This window comes from Nostoc sp. UHCC 0870, from assembly GCF_022063185.1.
In the GTDB taxonomy this organism is placed as follows: Bacteria; Cyanobacteriota; Cyanobacteriia; order Cyanobacteriales; family Nostocaceae; genus Trichormus.
Genome location: NZ_CP091913.1, coordinates 104,452 through 124,817, shown reverse-complemented (window position 1 = coordinate 124,817; position 20,366 = coordinate 104,452). Strand labels below are relative to the sequence as shown.

At 41.0% G+C, this 20,366-nt stretch carries 20 protein-coding genes; 8 read left to right on the top strand and 12 right to left on the bottom strand.

What is annotated here, in order from left to right; genetic code table 11:
* Positions 1-630: 630 nt before the first annotated feature.
* Positions 631-990, bottom strand: coding sequence for a dihydroneopterin aldolase (gene folB / locus L6494_RS00520; RefSeq protein ID WP_237990951.1), 360 nt, complete (start codon positions 988-990; stop codon positions 631-633).
* Between the two features lie 56 nt (positions 991-1,046).
* On the opposite strand from folB, the gene menD reads away from it, so the two are divergent.
* Positions 1,047-2,783: a 2-succinyl-5-enolpyruvyl-6-hydroxy-3-cyclohexene-1-carboxylic-acid synthase gene (gene menD, locus L6494_RS00515; protein ID WP_442946999.1), complete on the top strand. Its 1,737-nt coding sequence runs from the start codon at positions 1,047-1,049 to the stop codon at positions 2,781-2,783.
* Positions 2,784-2,885: 102 nt separating this feature from the next.
* On the opposite strand, the gene L6494_RS00510 is transcribed toward menD, so the two are convergent.
* On the bottom strand, positions 2,886-3,725 hold the full coding sequence (locus L6494_RS00510) for a prephenate/arogenate dehydrogenase (RefSeq protein ID WP_237990949.1): 840 nt from the start codon (positions 3,723-3,725) through the stop codon (positions 2,886-2,888).
* A 147-nt stretch (positions 3,726-3,872) separates the two neighbouring features.
* On the opposite strand from L6494_RS00510, the gene L6494_RS00505 reads away from it, so the two are divergent.
* The 6 genes from L6494_RS00505 to L6494_RS00480 all read left to right on the top strand — a co-directional run bounded on the left by L6494_RS00505 (position 3,873) and on the right by L6494_RS00480 (position 9,051).
* Positions 3,873-5,432: a pentapeptide repeat-containing protein gene (locus L6494_RS00505; protein WP_237990948.1), complete on the top strand. Its 1,560-nt coding sequence runs from the start codon at positions 3,873-3,875 to the stop codon at positions 5,430-5,432.
* 87 nt (positions 5,433-5,519) lie between these two features.
* Positions 5,520-6,107, top strand: a complete 588-nt coding sequence (locus tag L6494_RS00500) for a DUF1517 domain-containing protein (protein WP_237990947.1) — start codon at positions 5,520-5,522, stop codon at positions 6,105-6,107.
* Between the two features lie 92 nt (positions 6,108-6,199).
* The gene (locus L6494_RS00495; RefSeq protein WP_237990946.1) at positions 6,200-7,054 is read left to right on the top strand and encodes a hypothetical protein; all 855 of its coding nucleotides are present in this window, start codon (positions 6,200-6,202) and stop codon (positions 7,052-7,054) included.
* A 90-nt stretch (positions 7,055-7,144) separates the two neighbouring features.
* Entirely contained in the window at positions 7,145-7,273 is a 129-nt protein-coding gene (locus L6494_RS00490; RefSeq protein WP_237990945.1) for a potassium-transporting ATPase subunit C, read from the top strand.
* 158 nt (positions 7,274-7,431) lie between these two features.
* Complete coding sequence (locus L6494_RS00485; RefSeq protein WP_237990944.1) at positions 7,432-7,626, top strand: heavy-metal-associated domain-containing protein; 195 nt, start codon at positions 7,432-7,434, stop codon at positions 7,624-7,626.
* 339 nt (positions 7,627-7,965) lie between these two features.
* The gene (locus L6494_RS00480; protein WP_237990943.1) at positions 7,966-9,051 is read left to right on the top strand and encodes an aromatic ring-hydroxylating dioxygenase subunit alpha; all 1,086 of its coding nucleotides are present in this window, start codon (positions 7,966-7,968) and stop codon (positions 9,049-9,051) included.
* A gap of 343 nt (positions 9,052-9,394) precedes the next feature.
* On the opposite strand, the gene L6494_RS00475 is transcribed toward L6494_RS00480, so the two are convergent.
* On the bottom strand, positions 9,395-11,923 hold the full coding sequence (locus L6494_RS00475) for a mannose-1-phosphate guanyltransferase (protein WP_237990942.1): 2,529 nt from the start codon (positions 11,921-11,923) through the stop codon (positions 9,395-9,397).
* 751 nt (positions 11,924-12,674) lie between these two features.
* Between L6494_RS00475 and L6494_RS00470 the strand changes: the two genes are divergently transcribed.
* Complete coding sequence (locus L6494_RS00470; RefSeq protein ID WP_237990941.1) at positions 12,675-12,863, top strand: hypothetical protein; 189 nt, start codon at positions 12,675-12,677, stop codon at positions 12,861-12,863.
* Between the two features lie 115 nt (positions 12,864-12,978).
* Here L6494_RS00470 and L6494_RS00465 read toward each other — a convergent pair whose 3' ends face one another.
* The 9 genes from L6494_RS00465 to pheT form a co-directional block, all read right to left on the bottom strand.
* The gene (locus L6494_RS00465) at positions 12,979-13,383 is read right to left on the bottom strand and encodes a hypothetical protein (protein WP_237990940.1); all 405 of its coding nucleotides are present in this window, start codon (positions 13,381-13,383) and stop codon (positions 12,979-12,981) included.
* Positions 13,384-13,652: 269 nt separating this feature from the next.
* Entirely contained in the window at positions 13,653-13,922 is a 270-nt protein-coding gene (locus L6494_RS00460; RefSeq protein ID WP_237990939.1) for a YciI family protein, read from the bottom strand.
* Between the two features lie 185 nt (positions 13,923-14,107).
* Complete coding sequence (locus tag L6494_RS00455) at positions 14,108-14,575, bottom strand: DUF29 domain-containing protein (RefSeq protein ID WP_237990938.1); 468 nt, start codon at positions 14,573-14,575, stop codon at positions 14,108-14,110.
* 154 nt (positions 14,576-14,729) lie between these two features.
* Positions 14,730-14,975 (bottom strand): NACHT C-terminal alpha/beta 1 domain-containing protein, encoded by a 246-nt coding sequence (locus L6494_RS00450; protein ID WP_237990937.1) that lies wholly within the window; start codon positions 14,973-14,975, stop codon positions 14,730-14,732.
* Between the two features lie 154 nt (positions 14,976-15,129).
* Positions 15,130-16,053 carry a transposase gene (locus L6494_RS00445; RefSeq protein WP_237988802.1) on the bottom strand — a complete coding sequence of 308 codons (924 nt, stop codon included), beginning with the start codon at positions 16,051-16,053 and terminating at the stop codon, positions 15,130-15,132.
* Positions 16,050-16,361 (bottom strand): NACHT C-terminal alpha/beta 1 domain-containing protein, encoded by a 312-nt coding sequence (locus L6494_RS00440; protein ID WP_237990936.1) that lies wholly within the window; start codon positions 16,359-16,361, stop codon positions 16,050-16,052. Before L6494_RS00440 ends, L6494_RS00445 begins: the two co-directional genes overlap by 4 nt.
* 147 nt (positions 16,362-16,508) lie before the next feature.
* Positions 16,509-17,432 (bottom strand): transposase, encoded by a 924-nt coding sequence (locus tag L6494_RS00435; RefSeq protein ID WP_237988802.1) that lies wholly within the window; start codon positions 17,430-17,432, stop codon positions 16,509-16,511.
* Positions 17,429-17,617: a hypothetical protein gene (locus L6494_RS00430; RefSeq protein ID WP_237990935.1), complete on the bottom strand. Its 189-nt coding sequence runs from the start codon at positions 17,615-17,617 to the stop codon at positions 17,429-17,431. Before L6494_RS00430 ends, L6494_RS00435 begins: the two co-directional genes overlap by 4 nt.
* Before the next feature lie 138 nt (positions 17,618-17,755).
* Positions 17,756-20,191 (bottom strand): phenylalanine--tRNA ligase subunit beta, encoded by a 2,436-nt coding sequence (gene pheT, locus L6494_RS00425; RefSeq protein ID WP_237990934.1) that lies wholly within the window; start codon positions 20,189-20,191, stop codon positions 17,756-17,758.
* Positions 20,192-20,366 lie beyond the last annotated feature (175 nt).

Sequence of the window (20,366 nt, the reverse complement as noted above, 5' to 3'; positions counted from 1 at the left end):
AGCTATTTTAAAATCGTAAAAAGATTCACTATTATAGAGGTGATTAAATCAGGTTTATGAAATAAAGTTTTCTGATTTTAAGTATCAAGTGTAAATTAAATTTATATTTAATAAGGGATTTCTCCTTAAACTTAAATAAACAAATCATTTTTAATTACAAGGTGTTAGTAAGACCAGCAATAATTAATACTAAAAAATTGTATATATCACAACATATAGCGGTTCTCGCTTTAGTGAGGTACAAGAACCCCACCCCCAACCCCCTCCCCGCAAGCGAGGAGGGGGCTATGATATATCTCATGTGATTAGGAAACGCTATATTTAAAATTAACTATGCAAAAATAAAAATATTCTTAACAAATAAAAACCCCGGGTTCTCCTAGAAACCGGGGTTTTTCAAATCTCGCAATTATCACCAATCCAATAAGAGCTAAAATTCCCTAATTTAAATTAGGGGTATCCCGGATTTCTCACCAATTCTTGCAACCTCAGTCCAGAGTCCGTAGGGGCGGGTTGAGCGAAATCTTCGTGAATGATTCGAGTATATCTGTGAACCCGCCCCTACTATTTGTGAGAAATGCGGGGTATCTCCCTCTCACCTATCACCTGTCACCTATCACCTATCACCTGTCACCTATTCCTAGTCAGTTCAATGCTAATTTTGCCGCCAAAATCTGGAATAGGCGCAGCCGGCTTGGTGACTATAACTTGAACTTGTGTGATTTGATCGCACTCTTGAATGATAGAATCAGCGATCGCACCCGCCAACCGTTCAATTAAAGCAAACTTAGAAGTTTTTACCAGATGTTGAATCAAGCTAATAACACCACGATAATCTAGAGTATCAGCGATCGCGTCACTTTCAGCAGCTTGAGCTAAATCCAGCCATAACCTCACATCCACCTCAAACCATTGTCCTAGCACCTGTTCTTCTGGTAGATACCCAGTGTAGCCATAGCAACGAATTCCCGTTAAATAAATACAGTCCATTTTCAAATCTCTAAATTACGAATTACGAATTACGAATTATACCTATGTCCGATGTGATGCGGTTCGCCGATAAAAATATTAATCAACTTTGGGCTTATATCCTCACCGAAACACTCAAGCGGCTGGGATTGACTTGTGTAGTCATTTGTCCTGGTTCTCGTTCCACACCCCTAGCAGTCGCCTTTGCCCAACAAACACCTGATATTGAAGCAATTTCCATTCTCGATGAACGTTCCGCCGCCTTTTTCGCCTTGGGAGTCGCCAAAGCCACCGGTCGTCCTGTAGCGATTGTTTGCACCTCTGGGACTGCGGGGGCGAACTTTTACCCAGCCGTCATAGAAGCGAAAGAAAGCCGCGTCCCATTATTAATATTAACCACCGATAGACCGCCAGAATTGCGAGACTGTCATTCTGGACAGACTATAGATCAAGTAAAACTCTATGGTAGTTACCCAAACTGGCAAACTGAGTTAGCCATACCAGTACCAGAGATGGGAATGTTAGCATATCTGCGACAAACACTAATTCATAGTTGGCAAAGAACCAAAACCCCAACACCAGGAGTAGTACATTTAAATATTCCCTTCCGTGACCCCCTAGCACCCATTCCCGATGGTGCTGACTTGAGTCATTTATTAGCCAACTTCCACCCAGAAAAATTCTTCGCCAGCATTACAAATCTTACCCCAATCCCTAATCCCCAATACCCAATACCCAATCCCCAATCTGACCGAGGAATCATTATTGCTGGAGTTGCCCAACCATATCAACCACATGAATATTGTAGAGCGATCGCTAGACTTTCCCAAACCCTCAAATGGCCTGTGCTAGCTGAGGGACTTTCCCCCGTCAGGAATTATGCTGAACTCAACCCCTATCTCATTTCTACCTATGACCTGATTTTACGCAATCAGCAACTAGCCGAACAGCTAGCACCTGAGATGGTAATTCAAATCGGCGATATGCCAACCAGCAAAGAACTGCGTACATGGTTAGATATCTACCAACCCCTACGCTGGATAATTGACCCCAGTGACCAAAACCTCGACCCCCTGCATGGGAGGACGACGCATTTAAGAATGGGAGTTGAGCAACTTTTGGACAAGGTAGAAGAATTTTCCTCAATTTCTTCTGAGTATTTGCGGATGTGGTGTGATGCTGAAGCCAAAGTTAGGGAGAATGTGGACGCAACTTTTACACAAATGGAAGAATTAGTTGAATGTAAAGCCGCCTGGTTAATTTCTCAAACCCTACCACCAGGGACACCATTGTTCATCTCCAACAGTATGCCTGTGCGGGATGTAGAATATTTCTGGAAACCGAATAATTTAGGAGTGCGATCGCATTTTAACCGAGGCGCAAATGGCATTGACGGTATATTATCCACCGCTTTAGGAATTGCCCACCATAATCAAAGTAGTGTGATGCTAACAGGAGACTTAGCTTTATTGCATGACACTAATGGTTTTTTAATTAGAAATAAATTTGTAGGACACCTGACAATTATATTAATTAACAATAATGGCGGCGGCATATTTGAAATGTTACCTATCGCCAAATTCGACCCACCATTTGAAGAATATTTTGGCACTCCCCAAGATATTAATTTTGCTCAATTATGCGCTACGTATAGTGTACAGCATGAGTTAATTACTTCTTGGCAGCAGTTACAGCAAAGATTAAACCCATTGCCAAGTACAGGAATCCGGGTTTTGGAGTTGCGAACAAATCGTCAAAAAGATGCCCAATGGCGAAAAGATAATTTAGTAAAGTTTGCCGCAAATAATATTTAATTAACTAACAAAATTATCTTTTGATAGTATTTCCAAATCAGATGAAGTACATCATAGCCCCTCCTCGCAAGCGGGGAGGGGTTGGGGGTGGGGTTCTTATACCTAACCAACAAAATCAAGTCTTGCTTGGTGGGTTGAATGTAACTTTGCTTCTACAGTTGTCCAATTTTCCTGCTCAATTAAATTAATTAATTCATCAAGATTTTGGCGATATTGTTGCAATGAAACCAACAAAGCTTGGCGATTATATTGCGCCATCATCACACCTAACTCTGGATTACCGCCACCGACACGGCTAGTATCTCGAAAACCAGAACTAGCTAGATTTTGAGCTAATTGTAAAACTTCTGGGTCAGTTTCACTCATGCAACTGGCTATCAAAGAACAACTAATCATCACAGGTAAATGGGAAATCCAACTGACAGCGCGATCGTGTTGCTCTGGTTGACAATGATAAATATTAGCACCGAGCGATCGCACAATTTCTTCCACAACTACCACAGCATCAGGTGGGGTGTGCGGCTCTGGTGTTAATACATAGGGTCTACTAACAAATAAATTTCTCTGGGCTGCTTCAATACCACTATCAGTATTTCCCGCCATTGGATGACCACCAATAAAATTTGACCATATAGGCGAAATCGCTTTGACTATAGGTGCTTTGACTGAACCGACATCAGTAATCACCGTAGTCGGAGATAAATGCTTAATTAACTGCTCAACTTGGGGAACAATAAGTCCGATAGGCGTACAAATAAACACAACCTCTGCGGATGCTAACAGGCTCATGTTGACAGATGCTGCATCGACGCTACCTAAAGCTATTGCTGTTTGACAAGTAGATTCCTTGCGAGTAACTCCCAAAACATGATGACCTTGCGATCGCAAATCATAACCCAATGAACCACCAATCAATCCTAGTCCTAAAATCCCAATTTTCATTTTCAATCGTGCAAGTTAATTTTTTATTATTTTCCGCCCACCTGGATAACAATATATAGGACTGATGCCATAAGCAAAGTTAAATACGGTGTGGTGGTTGTGTTTTTAGACTAATGACCATTGACTATTGACTTAAGGGTAGCATCGATGAATGTAGAGGAATTACTGCAACAATACGCGGACGGAGTAATCAACTTTAGTGGTGTTGACCTTTCGGAAGCTAACCTGAGTGGAGTTAAACTCAGTGGAGCAAATTTTAGTCAAGCGAATTTGAGTGTGACTAATTTGAGTGGTGCAAATCTCAGCGAAGCTAACTTGAGCCATGCCAAATTAAATGTAGCTAGACTTAGTGGTGTAAATCTCACAAGTGCTATCCTCAATCATTCCTGTCTAAATGTCGCTAATTTAATTCGTGCTGATCTCAGCCGCGCTCAATTGCGAGGAGCTTCATTAGTACGTGCTGAATTGATTCGCGCTGAACTGAGCCGTGCTGATTTATTTCAAGCTAACCTCAACGGTGCTGACTTACGCGAAGCCACACTCCGCCATGCTGACCTGCGCCACGCCAACCTTACAGGAGCGATGTTAAAAGGTAGTTCCTTAGGTGGAGCTAACTTAGAAATGGCTAACCTGAACGGTGCTGATTTAAGTCGAGCTGACTTAAGTAGTGCCAACTTGCGAGATGCTGAACTCAAACAGGTAAATTTAGCTCATGCTAATCTCAGTGGTGCAGATTTGAATGGTGCTAACCTACGTTGGGCAGATTTGAATGGTGCTAATCTAAGTTGGGCAGACTTAAGCGGTGCAAAATTGAGCGGTGCTAGTTTAGTAGGAGCAGACTTAAGTAATGCTAATTTCACCAATGCCAGTTTAGTCCATGCCAACTTAACTCAAGCCAAATTAATTAAAGCAGAATGGATCGGTGCGGATTTAAGCAGTGCCATTCTCACTGGGGCAAAACTTTATTCTACATCCCGGTTTGGCTTGAAAACTGATGGTTTAATATGTGAATGGGTGGATCTAAGTCCTGATGGCGATCGCTCCATTATTCAAAGGTTCGATACCGAAGATGCAAGAGATTTTTTCAACGAAACACCCCCAACTATTTGTATTGTTATTGACGCACCCTTAGAATCAGAAGCCCACTTTGCTTTAGCTGGTGCTTACTATCACATCGCTCAAGAATATAAACTGTGTCAACACCCCCCCAGTATCGAAGTTAGCCGCCGTCGTACAGTGCTAACCTTCCGAGTTGATAGCGACACAGCTTTATTACCTACAGCTTGTATGGCGATTCTTCCCTTCAGGGATGCTGTCCATACCCAACACAACATTTACACTATGCTAGAAACAATAGTAAAAGAAGATATATCTCCCCTAGAGCTAAAAACACTCCAACGGGTGCAGGAATTAATCACGCTGATAGAACAAACTGTAGCTCAAGCACAGAAAATTAGACAAGGAAAAAAAAATCTGGCGTTAGCAGCTAAAATTAATTTCTTTAAAGTCGCCACCCAAACAATATTAACTAATTCCCGTGGTCAGACTGTGATAGTACATCACAACCCGAATTTCGGTAAACGCTTTGTTAGTGCTGGTGATCATGTTAACTTTTTAGGTGATTCATTAGATAACTCAGCTAAACCTACACTACCTGCCTTAAATATAGTGATTGATTTTGTCAACACTTTTCACTATATCGAATAAGAGGGGACAGGGGACAGGGGACAGGGGAGGGAAATCTCTTTACCCCTATACCCTTATTTTTTGCAATTCCTATGGGAGAAAGAATAGATGTCGAATATCTTCAACAAAATGATGGGTCGGACTCGCTATGTGGTCTGTCGCTTATTTCTGCATTTAGCGGGGTCGGATGTTGCGCCAATTTTGGGAGAATTAAACAGGATAGCTAGAGATGCGATCGCAAGCGAGGGCGATATGCAAGTTATGGGAGAGGGCTTAGTAGACCTGTGCGAAACTCTAGTGAGATATGATGAATACTGGCTTTCTGCGTCTAACGAAGGTGATGTCTTCTGGAATGAAGGCGAAGCAGGTGATTTCGTCAATGATTTATTTAGCGATTCTGCGGAAAGATACGGTGCTGATTTAGAGTTGAATTCTCCTTCAGACCAGCCTGTATACATCCCCGCCACACGCAACATTGTAGTGATGATCACAGTGGCTTTTGAAGGAGAAGTACCGGATTTAGAAACAGACTTAGCTAATATTCAAGCATTGAAGGAAGGGTTGAAAGCCTTAATCAATTTACATTACAACCGCAAACTCAAAGCTATCCAAGTACATTTCTCCCCAGCACGGTTAGGCGATGAACTAACTAATGATCAGCTCTTGCAATATTATCCAGAGTTGATACCTTTGTAACCATCCCTATCTCCTGTCACCTGTCACCTATCCCCTGTCACCTTCTAACTCCACTAATAACTTGTTAAGCTCAAAGATAAGATAACAATGTCATGATCATGTCCATACTACGCAAATTTACCGTTTTCTTTTTAGCCGTGAGTTTGTGCTTGACAACCGTCGCTTGTGGAGGAGGAAACCAAACTACCTCTACAAATAGGAATGTCAGCCAAACTTCTGCACCTACCAAATTGAGTGATGGTCAATACTCAGTCCAACAAGCCACTTATGATGATGGTTCTGGGGAGTACACTTTATTTTTACTCAACAGCACACCCCCAACTTTTGCAACTGAAAATTTGCAAATGGCCAGGCTAACTGATGATGAAATTAAAGAAGGAAAGAAAACCTATCTGAAGGTAGACAACGGACAGCCAGTTTTATACTTGACAGAAGACTTTAAAATTGAGTATGTCCACAACGTCACCGAGAAAAAAACCAATCCTAATACTGGACAGCAAGAAACAGTTGTAGTTCGTCGAGAAAGTGGCTTTTGGGCCCCATTTACTGGTGCGTTGGCTGGACAAGCACTGGGTAGCCTGTTATTTAGACCCCAATATTATGTACCTCCCGTATATCAGCCAGGAGGATTAATCACTGGCTACGGCGGCTATGGTAGAACTTATGACCAAGCTGTTGACAGTTACCGCACTCGCTATAATTCAGCACCAGCAGCAGTGAGAAATCGCACCGCCTTTAGGACTACAGGGACAATTAGACGGTCATCTGGTGATTCCAATGTGCGTTCTACAACACGCACAAACCGCCCCTCTGGTTCTGGTTTTGGTAGCAGCACCTTAAGACCCTCTGGTCAATCTAGCACCACCAAACGCAGTCCTAGCAGTAGTAGTTTTGGTAGTGGTCGTTCTCCAGCCCGTCGTTCAACTGGTTTTGGCAGAAGACGCTAATCAATTCAAAATTTTATCAAGTTGCAGTCAAAGCGAGTAACTGAGACTGGGAAGTAGGGATGAGGATTATTTCTCGTCCCTACTTTCTCTATGTTTAGAGTTGTAGGTTATGGTTTAATTAGTCAAGTATTTAGGCGCGATCGCTATTTCTGGAGTCGTCCTAGCATAGTTGACTACAGCAGCCCGCCACAAGTCGCTACCACGGGCATTTCAAGTTAACTCTTAGCCTTAATCAAGGCAAAAGCAAATTGAGTTAAACTAAATTTTTGCATCATTGTTGCATCAACTATCTGTCTATGTTGCCATTTGAGCTTTAATCCTATCTAGGGCATGGATTTGATTAAACCTCAAACTACTGAATGAATTTCCGTAAATCTATGACAATCCAACTCACAGTTCCCAACATGGCTTGTTCTGTTTGTGCAGGCAAGATTACTAATGCAGTTAAAACCGTTGATGCTGAGGCGATCGTTCAGGCAGATCCTCAGACTAAGCTGGTTAATGTAGAGTCACAAGCATCAGAAACGGCTATTAAGGATGCTTTAGCGGCTGCTGGCTACCCCGCCAGCTAATTTTTTCGACACTGTTCGCACAGTCAACCCCACTCCCAACCCCTCCCCGTAAACGGGGAGGGGAGACAAAGTGTAGCTTTGGCGGGGTGGGGTTCTTCGCGTTTCATAAGCAATCAAGCAGAAATGATATTCCGCCAAATTTTAGAATCCCGATTTCTGTAAGGAATCAGGATTCTTTTTGATTAGAAAATATTTATACCATTTCCATAATTATTTATCATCAATAACCCCACTTTCTTTAAGAAAGCGGGGTTGTGAACGTACTCAAAATAACTGTTTTTAAAAAATCCTCATGTTATTGGTAGAGCAACCGCTTCACTCATCAGTGAAACATTAAAAATGGATGATAACTCTCAGTCTCTTCAACCAATTCGCAACCCTAAAACTTTCAATAATCCCGAACGCTTCATTGAAGGATGGTATTGGGTAATACCTTCTAAAAACTTGCTTATAGGTGAAGTAAAACCTATGACAATTTTAGGGAGAAAAATAGTAATTTATCGTGGTGAAGACAGACAACCAGTGATTGTTGATGCCTACTGTCCACATATGGGTGCTGACCTTGCAGAAGGTAAAGTAGAAGGTAATGATATCCGTTGTGCTTTTCACCACTGGAAGTTTAACAATCAGGGAATATGTGTAGAAATTCCCTGTTTAGAAGAACCTCTCCCCTTAAAGTTAAAAACTTGGCCTACCGTTGAAAAATATGGATTAATTTGGATTTGGACTGGCGAAAGTCCCAGACAACCTATACCTTTTGTGCCAGAATTAGAGTTTAATGAGTGTGAAAGTGTTCTTGGTTCTCGGTTAGTAATGAACTGTCATCCTCATGTAGTCATGATTAATTTCATTGACGTTCAACACTTTCTTACTATTCATAAATTACCGTTAGATGTTGGTTTTGAAAGACAAGAAATTAGTCAAAATGCTATTATTTTTACTAAGCATAGCCGCAATAATAAAGATAAAAAGTTGTTTAAATTGCTGCGTCCTTTACATCAAAATAATATTTATAGTATTTCCTATTGGTATGGCAGTACATTCACAATAACTGTAGGTCCAGATTTACTGCATTTATATATCATGTTTACAATACGGATGCTTGATAATGGTAAATCTCAGATTCAGAGTATATTTTTAACTAAGAAACGTCAGGGATTTGGGGGTTGGTTATTAAATCGCTTTATTCTGTGGCTGACTAATATATTTATTCACCACTTTATCGAAGATGATGCTGCAATTTTACAAGCGATTAACTTTGATTTGAAGAATCCCATCAAAGCTGATTTGTCTATTATGCAGTTAATTAGTCACGTAGAAAGACAAAAACCCTTGCGATGGAAAACTTGGTTATTAGCGCGATCGCCTGAAGCGGAGATGAAAGAAAATCAAGAAAAATGGCGGGATGCTACGACTAATGACTGAGTGGTGAGTAGTGAGTGCTGAGTGCTGAGTGCTGAGTGCTGAGTAGTGAGTAATGAGTAGTGAGTAATGAGTAGTGAGTGCTGAGTGGTTTTTTTGGAGTCAGCACTTTTCACTTTTTCTCAAGTAACTGCACACATAAAAAGAAGTGGCAAAGCCACTTCACATTTCCCAGGTAGAACCTAATCATGAGTATATCGACTAAAGAAAATTAAAATAGTATAAATTGACACTAATTCTGTGGGGAATTGTTCTTTAGCTTTTGGATGTGCTAGTTTCGACGATCAGGCGATCGCTTCCAGCGTATCAAGCTAGAGGCGATCGCAATTACCCGACTAGGAAATATTCAAACTTCCGCCGGGTGATATTCCTGCTGTCTTTCTACAAAGGTTTGCACGCGGGAACGGTAATCTCTGACGATTTCATCCACCCAATCGCGTTCGTTACTGTTTGCATACAAATGCACTAATGGTTCACTCGCATCAGGTAGAACTAACAGCCAACTATCCTCGAAGGGTTGGCGAATTTTCACGCCATCGATGAGTTCGAGGTTTTGGGCGGGGTGAGTTTCCACTAAGTAGCGCATCAATGCACCCTTAGCTGACCAAGGACAGCGAATGGTATAGTTTTTGTGAATGACACGGGGTAATTCGGCTCGGACAGTAGCCAGCGATCGCTCCTGAATGGTCAACATCTCAATAATTTTGGCGATGCAGAACATGGAATCAAAGCCGGGATGCAACTGCGGGAAGATAAAGCCAGTATCACCGCTACCCCCTAGCACCACATTGGCATTTTTCTGGCAAGCTTCCATTAATGCGGTTGGGTTCGCTTTGGTACGAATCACCCGCCCATCATGACGACGCGCCACCTGTTCCACTGCACTGGATGAATGCACCGGCACAACTACCGTCCCTCTGGGGTTAGAGGTGAGGATCATATCTACCATCAGGGCGGTTAACAGTTCACCCCGAATTGCAAAACCTGACTCATCTACTAAAATCAGCTGTTCGCCGTTGGCTGATACCTGCACACCAAAATTAGCTTTCAAAGCTTCCACCACATGACCTAACTGCGTCAGGAGTGCTTCGCGGTCAGTGGTAGTTACAGCATTTTTATTTAAACTGGCGTTGAGAACAACAGCATCAGCACCAAATTTATCTAACATTTGCGGTAAAACTGCTCCAGACACCGCATACACGTAATCAATCACCACTTTCGCTCGACTATTGCGGAGGGTGAAAACGTGTAATAGTTTTTCAAAAGCTGTGCAGTAAAGGTCAATGACTTGACTGGGGTAAGCAACATCACCAATTTCATGCGCCAAGGCGCGGCGCATATCTTCTTTAAAGAAAGCCCCTTCAATTTTCTTCTCTAGGGCTTTGGAAATATTAATCCCCTTACCATCCATGAATTCTATCAGAATATAGTCTGGGCGATCGGGGTGTACCCGGACATGAATACCTCCTGTGATTTTCATGTTGGGTATGACTGTCCGCGCAATGGGAATGGCTGTCGCATCAAGGTTCTGCACATCTACACCCACTGACATCAGACCCGCAATTAATGACCTTGTAACCATGCGGGAGACGTTGCGTTGATCGCGGGAGACAGCTACTTTAGATTTTGGCTTTAAGGTAGAACCATAAGCAGCACCCAACTTGACGGCGAATTCTGGGGTGATGTCGATATTAGCTAATCCTTGCACACCCCGTTGCCCAAACAAGTTACGCTGGGCAGTGCTACCCCAAATCAGGTTAATGTTTAAAATTGCCCCCGATTCGATTTTTTTACTCGGCCAAACTCTGACACCGGGGCTAATTTGAGCTTCTTCCCCAATCGTAGACAAAGAACCAACTACAGCTGCTTCTAAGACATGGGCGCGGCGGTCTACACGAGTTCCACGGGAAATGACACAGGCACTCAATTGGGCTTCATCACCGATAATTGCCCCATTCCAGACAATCGGACGCTTGAGATTGGCATCAGCCCCAATGGTGACGTTATCCCCAATGATAGTTCCCGCTTCAATTTGGACTCTAGCACCGATGCGGCAGTTGTTCCCAATCAAGGCTGGGGTTTCAATATGGGCGGAGGGGTCAATATAAGTATTTTGTCCTATCCACAAGTCAGACATTTCTTGTTTGTAGGCAAAATCAAGTTTTACCTTCCGTTCTAAAGCATCATACTGGGCTTCACGATAGGCATCTAAATGACCGACATCGCACCAGTAACCTTGGGCGATATAACCGTACATGGGTTCATCTTTAGCCAGCAGCAAGGGGAATAAATCTTTAGAAAAGTCGCATTCGGTGTGATCTGGTAGATATTCTAAAACTTCTGGTTCGAGAATATAAGTACCAGTGTTGACGGTATCCGAAAAGATTTCACTGGAAGAGGGTTTTTCTAAAAAGCGGTTAATTTTACCTGTTTCATCGGTGATGACTACCCCAAATTCAATGGGGTTAGGCACTCTAGTTAAAATTAACGTAGCTTTCGATTGTTTTTGTTTGTGAAAAGCGATCGCAGCTGTTAAATCAAAATCTGTGATACTATCACCGCTAATCACTAAAAAAGTTTCATCCAAAAGTTCGGCGATATTTTTGACACAACCTGCTGTCCCCAAAGGTTGGTCTTCCTCCACGGCGTAGGTCATTTGTACGCCAAAATCACTGCCATCTTGAAAATAATCCCGCAAGACATCAGGTAAATAATGCAAGGTTGCAATCACTTCCGTAATTTGATGTCTTTTGAGTAAATTGATAATATGTTCAGCAATGGGTCGATTCAGAATCGGCACCATCGGTTTTGGTAGATCACAAGTTAACGGGCGAAGTCGCGTTCCCGAACCGCCTGCCATCAGCACTGCACGCATAAATCCTCCTTAACCTTTTACAGCCATATATTGGTTGCAAACCTGTGAGAGTATATTGTGTTTTTCTCCAGTCTCCTACAAACACTGATTGTTGAGGAACTTCCGCTAGAGACATCTAGTGAGAAATCAGTATAAGTGTTTATGCCAATCAAACACTTGCTACCAAAATATCAGAACTTATACAACGATAATTTTGGCAATTTGCGAGTGTAAGGCTGTAAGGCTGTAAGTTTTTTAAACACCTACACCCTTACATCCCTATACCCCTGCACCCCTTGCCCAAATCCTTGATTTTGCGTTTTCATGCGTAAGTCCTTAAGATGTTCCTACTGCTCAAGTTTCATTATGTTAGCTTGAGAGACAACCAGGAAGCAGGAAAAAGTAATATAGAAATTAAATAATACTCTGTATATCTTTTATACCTGAATTTGCTATCTTTGTGTTGTTCTATCGTGGCAATAGATATATAGCGTTTCTTAATCACATGAGTTATATCATGGCCCCTCCTTGCTTGCGGGGAGGGGGTTGGGGGTGGGGTTCTTTTACCTCACTAAAACGATAACCGCTATAATTTGTGGTTAAACCTTAAATAGCTATGATGGTTAGAATAATCTACAATTTCAAGGGCAAAGGTTATGATGAACTAACTCAGAGGTTAAATATTGGTGTATTGATGTTAGTTATGAGATGCCTACATCATGTAGTAATACTTATCATGAATTTTGTCACTAACTAATGGAGTTGATGGCCGATGAAGTTATTGATTGTTGCTTTAATTGTGGTTTATGCAGGTGGTGTTTGGAAATTTTGGAATGGTTTTACACGGACTAATTTTTCCCAATCTTTACCCAATCGCATTGGTTTATCTTTGTTATGGCCGGTTTTATTTGTTGCCAATAAATCTTATCGGAGTAACTTCAGAAAGGCTTTGAAGGGTTAGATTAGAGAAGTGGTAATATTTCCTACTACTACAGAACCCCGGTTTCTACAGAACCCCGGTTTCTTGAAGAAACCGGGGTTCTAGATATTAGATATTGAGATTCTATCAAAAGAAATTATCTTTTTTTTCTGTTGCTATTAATATGAACGGCCGTACCTGCGGCTGCACCATTGATAGCATTACTTCCTGGTCTTCTGCAACCACCAATTACCGCCCCAGCCACTGTACTAGCACCAGCACCTACAACCACATCTTGACCTAAATTACGGTTTTGGCGATCGCGTCTCAATCCATTAGCACCGTTCACAGCCGCACCAGCCACCGCACCCTTAATAGCATTGTTGGCGACAGAACCGCATCGGGTAAAAATTCCAGTTACTGCACTAGCACCAGCACCAATTAAGGCATCTTCTAGGACTTTATCATCAGCAGCCGCAGGTTGTGCTGGAAGCAAGGTAACACTGGCTAAACTTGCAGCCATGAGGCTGGGTAGAAATGCACGTTTGAAGATTTTTTTCATAGGGTTCACTTTGTGAAAACATCTACAGTTAGAGCAAAATCGCAATTTTTGCTGTTGCAGATGTAGTAGATGTTGTTATTTTAAGTGTAGACAACTGCAACTATTTTATTAACGTCACTATTGCATAATGGCATTAACAAAACAGCAATAGCATCTACTATAAGCCGTAATCTTTTATATTTCTTTAAAAAATATTCTCGTAGTAGACAATAATAAAACTGGCACATTATAAGATGTTTAATGTACCAAGTATTATATGTGTGATGAACCTAAAAAGCTTGAATCCACTCTTTCACAGAGTATTCAGTCCAAATACCATTTTGCCAGTAGGGGTCATTTTCGATTAGCTGGCGCACAGTGGCTTCATCTTCAGCTTCGTAAAGACCAAAAACTTTGGTGACATCTTTAGTAGGGCCAATTGTAATTAGCACACCAGATTCTTTTTGTTTGGCTAAACCGTCTAAGTGTGCTTCACGGTAAGGTGCGCGTTTTTCCAAAACGTCTTCGCAGTAAGAACCCCACATCACATATTTGGGCATGATGAATTTTAGATTGATTAACTACCTCTTGTCATCTTAGGAGAAAATGGCATTTGGACGAGCAAGCAGTTTGAGTAGGGATTTCTAGATAAGTTTGAGTTGTGCTGTTAATAGTATGGGATTTGTATTTATTTTGAATTTTGAATTTTGAATTTTGAATTTATTCATCTGTCTACTGGTAGCGATTACAGCCCGTAGAAATCCTCATCGAGAATTTGCTCAACTGAAAAAGGACAAACTATTGGATACTCACTTTCCTCTGGGACACTAACCCCAAATTTAGCTAGCTTACCTTCTTTTATCGCCAACTTTCGACCATCAGCATAAGCTTTTTCTATTGCTTCTACCAAAAAATTTTTGAGAGAAGGAGTATCTGACAAATTATTCAGCACTCGTTGACGATGTTCTAGTATCGAACTGTACCAACTTCCTTTCATCATATCAGGTACATCGTGTTGAACCATTAACTTGAGTAAATGTGCTAACAAAATAGTCAAATTGCTCTTTAAAGCATTTTTCTCCGCTTTACCCAAATCAACTAGTTCCTCAATTAAATTCTCAATATCGAGTGATTCAAATTCACGATTCCGCAACTGTTGAATCGTTTGCTCGATCCAATATTGCAAGTCGCGATCGTATAAGTTATTGGACATTATTCAGATTAGCTCCGGTTTGTTTCAATCATGTTTCTACATCGTTATAAAAACACTGTTTCATTGCCTGTAAAAGTCAAATAATGGAAAAAATTTACACAGTTATGTCTAGTTTAGAATAATTCCAACTGTCGTGAATAACGCACAAAGATAATCAACTACAAGCCAACCATTCTAAAATTTCATCAACTGATTGGCTGTGTGTAAAGACTTTGAGGGTTTTGTAGTCTGGTATAGGGTCGCTAATCAAACAAATCGCACCATCAAATTTGCTGATGGCGTTGAGAAACACATTGCTGTATGTCTCCTCACCTTTATTATTAGTTGCGCCTGGGTGAAACACTAAAACCACCCGCTTATCAGTTTCTAGCAAATCCCAATAGGTTTGGAGTTCCGCCATTAGACATCTCCGAAAACAGTCAAAGCCTTTGTTTGGCTAGGCTGTAGCCACTAAATGCAATCATCTTAAATTAGCTATTCTGTACGATGAAATAAGACTTTGAGATATTTGCTGTTGATAATTAGGCAAAAATATCTAGTTATATGCGATAATTTTAACCTGATGATATAGCTGATATTTCTAATGGTAATATTAGCCCTCGAATCCGTAACCTTACTAGCCCACAAATCGTCAAAATTACTTGCTTATATTTGCGGGTATTTAACCTAAATCTCTCTTGGACAACTCGAAAGATTTTGACTGACCGTATTCGATGTTCAACAAAGATTCGTTTAGATGAAAATATTTTGTTCTGTTCTTTCTGTTCAGTTGTTAGTTCTTGATTTCTTGGTTTCTTAATTGGAGTTGTAATTAAATCTTCTCCAAGATATGCCTTATCTCCTTTAAATCTTTGTTTGGCATCAAACTCTGAACGATATTCTCGGAACAAAGTTATATCGCTTTTTGGACCAGGTTCACCTGCCACAACATCAACGATATCACTAGCATCAGGTAAAATAATCATTTGAGTTTTAAATGTATGATTACTCTTCTTACCTGAAAAATATTTCTTTTGTTCATCATTGTCTCTAGGTCTTTCTCTGACTTGTTCATAGCTATCTACTATTAATTCATATTCTGTGAGCATTTCTTTTACTACTTCATAGTCAGAAGCGTTTTTTTTTACTTGTTCAAGCAAACTTGATGGCAGTAATTCTCGCAAGTTAGGCAACCAATAGTTAAACGTATCGTTGGCTGTAGACTCACTTACTTCAAACTGAATACCTAGAAGTTGAAAGGTTGTCAGATGTCGGAGATACACTAAAGTTAAAATGATTTGTTCAGAAATAGATAATTTTGGTTTCCGACCTCCTCCACCAGCAATAATTCTCACTTTCTTAGATTCCAGTAAAGCTTTTTTTTCATGATATAATCTTTCCCCATTTATGATTAATTGTTGTAACTGTTCATATTCCAGACCTATTAACCTTTGGGTTTGTTTAGGATTCTCTTCAATGTAATTCAGTATATTGCTCATGCTTCTGTGTCAAAATAACGCTTTAATGTTCTTTTATCACAGAATAATACTATTTTGGAGATGTCTATTGTTCTCGGCGTACCATCTGAACATTTAGGACAGCCAGCTTTGACAATTGCAGTGTAAATTTTGTTGGCTGGGTTATCTGGTTCGATGAATTTACTGGTGTCGATACAGATTAAGTGAATGTTTTGGCTAAGTTGAGAGTCATTTTTAATTACAGCTTGCAAGCGTTGGGGTAAGTCAAGATGGTTAAGACTGACTTCTTCAGTATTTCCTTGATGCCAAGCTAGGTAGAAATTAGACATCTCCGAAAACAGTCAAAGCCTTTGTTTGGCTAGGCTGTAGCCACTAAATGCAATCATCTTAAATTAGCTATTCTGTACGATGAAATAAGACTTTGAGATATTTGCTGTTGATAATTAGGCAAAAATATCTAGTTATATGCGATAATTTTAACCTGATGATATAGCTGATATTTCTAATGGTAATATTAGCCCTCGAATCCGTAACCTTACTAGCCCACAAATCGTCAAAATTACTTGCTTATATTTGCGGGTATTTAACCTAAATCTCTCTTGGACAACTCGAAAGATTTTGACTGACCGTATTCGATGTTCAACAAAGATTCGTTTAGATGAAAATATTTTGTTCTGTTCTTTCTGTTCAGTTGTTAGTTCTTGATTTCTTGGTTTCTTAATTGGAGTTGTAATTAAATCTTCTCCAAGATATGCCTTATCTCCTTTAAATCTTTGTTTGGCATCAAACTCTGAACGATATTCTCGGAACAAAGTTATATCGCTTTTTGGACCAGGTTCACCTGCCACAACATCAACGATATCACTAGCATCAGGTAAAATAATCATTTGAGTTTTAAATGTATGATTACTCTTCTTACCTGAAAAATATTTCTTTTGTTCATCATTGTCTCTAGGTCTTTCTCTGACTTGTTCATAGCTATCTACTATTAATTCATATTCTGTGAGCATTTCTTTTACTACTTCATAGTCAGAAGCGTTTTTTTTTACTTGTTCAAGCAAACTTGATGGCAGTAATTCTCGCAAGTTAGGCAACCAATAGTTAAACGTATCGTTGGCTGTAGACTCACTTACTTCAAACTGAATACCTAGAAGTTGAAAGGTTGTCAGATGTCGGAGATACACTAAAGTTAAAATGATTTGTTCAGAAATAGATAATTTTGGTTTCCGACCTCCTCCACCAGCAATAATTCTCACTTTCTTAGATTCCAGTAAAGCTTTTTTTTCATGATATAATCTTTCCCCATTTATGATTAATTGTTGTAACTGTTCATATTCCAGACCTATTAACCTTTGGGTTTGTTTAGGATTCTCTTCAATGTAATTCAGTATATTGCTCATGCTTCTGTGTCAAAATAACGCTTTAATGTTCTTTTATCACAGAATAATACTATTTTGGAGATGTCTAATTTACCAGGCGCAGTCCATAAAAAATCACCAAGATTTTCGCCGATTTTCTCTTGGGCTTTAGTCCACAGTACGTTAGCGATCGCAGTAGCTACAGCAGTCAAGCTCACATTTATCATAAATCCGCTACAAATAATTTGAGAGTGCCAAAATATATGTGTATATCTTAACTCGTGAAATTACATAGAGGAGATGATAAGATTCCCGACTTCTTCAAGAAGTCGGGAATCTTAATTGGGCAAATCTCAAAATTCAGACTAACTTCTGAGGTTAACGCCGAATTTCTCTACCAAGGCTTCCCGAACTTTGTTGTGAACCGGCTCAACTTCAGTATCAGTAAGAGTACGATCGCCTGCCCGATATACTAGACGAAAGGCTAAACTGCGTTGTCCTTGGGGGACGTTTTCGCCACGATATTCGTCAAACATTTCCACCGATTCCAATAAACCTGTACCAGCTTTGGTAATAGCTTTTTCAATGTCGGCGACGGAAATTTTCACCGGTGCAAAGAAAGCGATATCGCGATCGCTCGCTGGATAGGTAGAATATGCTTTAAATGCTGGGATAAGAATTTCATCTTGGTCTAAGGCATCCAATAGCACATTTAAATCTAACTGGAATAGATAAACCGATTCTGGTAAATCTTTATCCCGGCGGAGTTGGGGATGGAGTTGTCCAAACACACCTAAACTAGTTCCCCTAATCCACAAAGAGGCGGTGCGTCCTGGGTGGAGGCGTGCATCACGACAATCTGGCTGATATTCTACTAGTATTCCTAGTTCCTGGAAGACGCTTTCTAAAATCCCTTTGGCTTCAAACCAGGTCATAGGTTGTTCTTTTCCACCCTTTGACCATTTGCCGATAGTTCTATCTCCTCCCATGATGCCAGCGATCGCATCTTTTTCTAACAAACCTTCTTCTTCTTGCCAGAAAATCCGCCCAATTTCAAAACCATTGAGAGAACCGTTACCTTGTTCGAGGTTGTATTGAAACGCGTCAATTAACCCAGAAAGTAAATCGGTACGCAAGGCGGAATATTCAGCAAATAAAGGGTTACTTAAGACAATTTGTCTGCTATTCCCAGGTTTGACTAAGGAATATTGAATTAATTCTGTTAAACCTTCCGCCCGTAATGCTGCGCGTAACTTGCGAGTTAATTCTTGGTCTAAGGGCAAATAACCAGCTTCTGCCTTATCCGGTAGAGTATCACAGAAGCGATCGTAACCATAGAGACGGGCAACTTCTTCAATTAAATCAATTTCTCGCTCTAAGTCACGGTAACGATAGGGTGGAACGGTAACATTCCAACTTTTCTCTTCCGTCGCAGTTAGTTGACAACCCAACGCCGTCAGGATTCTTTCTACATCTTGTGTTTCTAGTTCTCCCGTTTCTTCACCCAAAACCACTGGCCCTAGCACATCATTCACCTTGTCTAAACGCAGTGAAATCGAATGACTCCAGGTAGCAGGGTCGGGGCGAGTATCAGCAATTTCTTGATGGACAATCACACCCCCAGCCAATTCAGTAATAAGAGATAAAGCGCGGCGACAAGCGACTTCCAACTCTGCACGGTTGACACCGCGTTCATATCTCCCAGAAGCTTCACTTCTCAAGCCTACACTGCGGGAGGAACGACGAATGGCGACGGAATCAAATAACGCTGCTTCTAAAACTAGGCTTTGTGTACCGTCATAAACTTCTGTTTCTTCCCCACCCATGACCCCCGCTAAAGCCACGGGTTTATCGTTAGCGGTAATTAACAAGTTTTGGGTTGCTAGGTTGCGAGTTTGCCCATCTAGGGTTTTGAGGATTTCCCCTGAGTTAGCAAAACGCACACCAATTTGTAAGGTTTCTGTGCCACCTACAGATTTTAAACGCTCTTTGTCAAAAGCGTGTAGTGGTTGTCCCCATTCCAACAATACATAGTTAGTAATATCAACTACATTATTAATTGGTCTGACTCCCGCCGACCGCAAACGCTGTTGTAACCATTCAGGAGAAGTGGTAATTTTTACCTGGTCAATAACTGTACCAATGTAAGCTGGACAAGCTTGGGTATCAGCGATTTTTAAACTTAACGCCCCGGCATTTTGAGAAACAGATACTTCCCCAGGTGCAGGAATGCTCAACTGTGCGCCAGTCAAAGCCGCTACTTCCCGCGCTATCCCTACCATACTCAAAGCATCAGCACGGTTAGCGGTGGCGGCGACATCTAAAATTACATCATCTAAACCCAACAACGGCCGCACATCACTACCGACGGGGAGATTTTCTTGGGAGAAAATATGAATCCCGTCTAAATCAGTAGGTAAACCGAGTTCCTTTAAAGAACAAATCATGCCCTGGGAAGGGACACCGCGCAATTTAGCGGGTTTGATTTTTAAATCGATGTTTGGTAAATAAGTGCCTGTAGTCGCCACTGGAACATAAATATCTGCCCGCACATTAGCAGCACCACAGACAATATTTAAAATCTCACCTGTACCGACATCGACCTGGCAAACACTCAACTTATCAGCGTTGGGGTGGGGTTGACGCTCAAGCACTCTACCCACTACAACGCCGTTTGCCCAGGTGCGACGGTCTTCAATGTCTTCGACTTCAAACCCAGCCATTGTGAGGGTTTCCGCCAGTTCTTCGTGGCTCAGTTTTATCTCTACTAGTTCCCGCAGCCAATTCAGAGATATACGCATGAGTGTGCTTGTTTTAAAATTCGTCTTTTGCTCTAATTCTAGGTCGCCTCTCTGATTTTGAGGTTTTCCCGTTCATCATCCTACTACGTTGTGACCAGGCAGTTGCAATCAAAGCGATCGCCTTACTTGTAGAGAACCGCAGGAAAGGCGGGGCTTAGGCGATCGCATTCTTAAT

Excerpts from the sequence above, each read along its gene's own strand:
- folB (WP_237990951.1), bottom strand. The coding sequence starts at position 990 with ATGGACTGTATTTATTTAACGGGAATTCGTTGCTATGGCTACACTGGG.
- menD (WP_442946999.1), top strand. The coding sequence starts at position 1,047 with ATGCGGTTCGCCGATAAAAATATTAATCAACTTTGGGCTTATATCCTC.
- L6494_RS00510 (WP_237990949.1), bottom strand. The coding sequence starts at position 3,725 with ATGAAAATTGGGATTTTAGGACTAGGATTGATTGGTGGTTCATTGGGT.
- L6494_RS00505 (WP_237990948.1), top strand. The coding sequence starts at position 3,873 with ATGAATGTAGAGGAATTACTGCAACAATACGCGGACGGAGTAATCAAC.
- L6494_RS00500 (WP_237990947.1), top strand. The coding sequence starts at position 5,520 with ATGTCGAATATCTTCAACAAAATGATGGGTCGGACTCGCTATGTGGTC.
- L6494_RS00495 (WP_237990946.1), top strand. The coding sequence starts at position 6,200 with ATGATCATGTCCATACTACGCAAATTTACCGTTTTCTTTTTAGCCGTG.
- L6494_RS00490 (WP_237990945.1), top strand. The coding sequence starts at position 7,145 with ATGTTTAGAGTTGTAGGTTATGGTTTAATTAGTCAAGTATTTAGGCGC.
- L6494_RS00485 (WP_237990944.1), top strand. The coding sequence starts at position 7,432 with ATGACAATCCAACTCACAGTTCCCAACATGGCTTGTTCTGTTTGTGCA.
- L6494_RS00480 (WP_237990943.1), top strand. The coding sequence starts at position 7,966 with ATGGATGATAACTCTCAGTCTCTTCAACCAATTCGCAACCCTAAAACT.
- L6494_RS00475 (WP_237990942.1), bottom strand. The coding sequence starts at position 11,923 with ATGCGTGCAGTGCTGATGGCAGGCGGTTCGGGAACGCGACTTCGCCCG.
- L6494_RS00470 (WP_237990941.1), top strand. The coding sequence starts at position 12,675 with ATGAAGTTATTGATTGTTGCTTTAATTGTGGTTTATGCAGGTGGTGTT.
- L6494_RS00465 (WP_237990940.1), bottom strand. The coding sequence starts at position 13,383 with ATGAAAAAAATCTTCAAACGTGCATTTCTACCCAGCCTCATGGCTGCA.
- L6494_RS00460 (WP_237990939.1), bottom strand. The coding sequence starts at position 13,922 with ATGCCCAAATATGTGATGTGGGGTTCTTACTGCGAAGACGTTTTGGAA.
- L6494_RS00455 (WP_237990938.1), bottom strand. The coding sequence starts at position 14,575 with ATGTCCAATAACTTATACGATCGCGACTTGCAATATTGGATCGAGCAA.
- L6494_RS00450 (WP_237990937.1), bottom strand. The coding sequence starts at position 14,975 with ATGGCGGAACTCCAAACCTATTGGGATTTGCTAGAAACTGATAAGCGG.
- L6494_RS00445 (WP_237988802.1), bottom strand. The coding sequence starts at position 16,053 with ATGAGCAATATACTGAATTACATTGAAGAGAATCCTAAACAAACCCAA.
- L6494_RS00440 (WP_237990936.1), bottom strand. The coding sequence starts at position 16,361 with ATGTCTAATTTCTACCTAGCTTGGCATCAAGGAAATACTGAAGAAGTC.
- L6494_RS00435 (WP_237988802.1), bottom strand. The coding sequence starts at position 17,432 with ATGAGCAATATACTGAATTACATTGAAGAGAATCCTAAACAAACCCAA.
- L6494_RS00430 (WP_237990935.1), bottom strand. The coding sequence starts at position 17,617 with ATGATAAATGTGAGCTTGACTGCTGTAGCTACTGCGATCGCTAACGTA.
- pheT (WP_237990934.1), bottom strand. The coding sequence starts at position 20,191 with ATGCGTATATCTCTGAATTGGCTGCGGGAACTAGTAGAGATAAAACTG.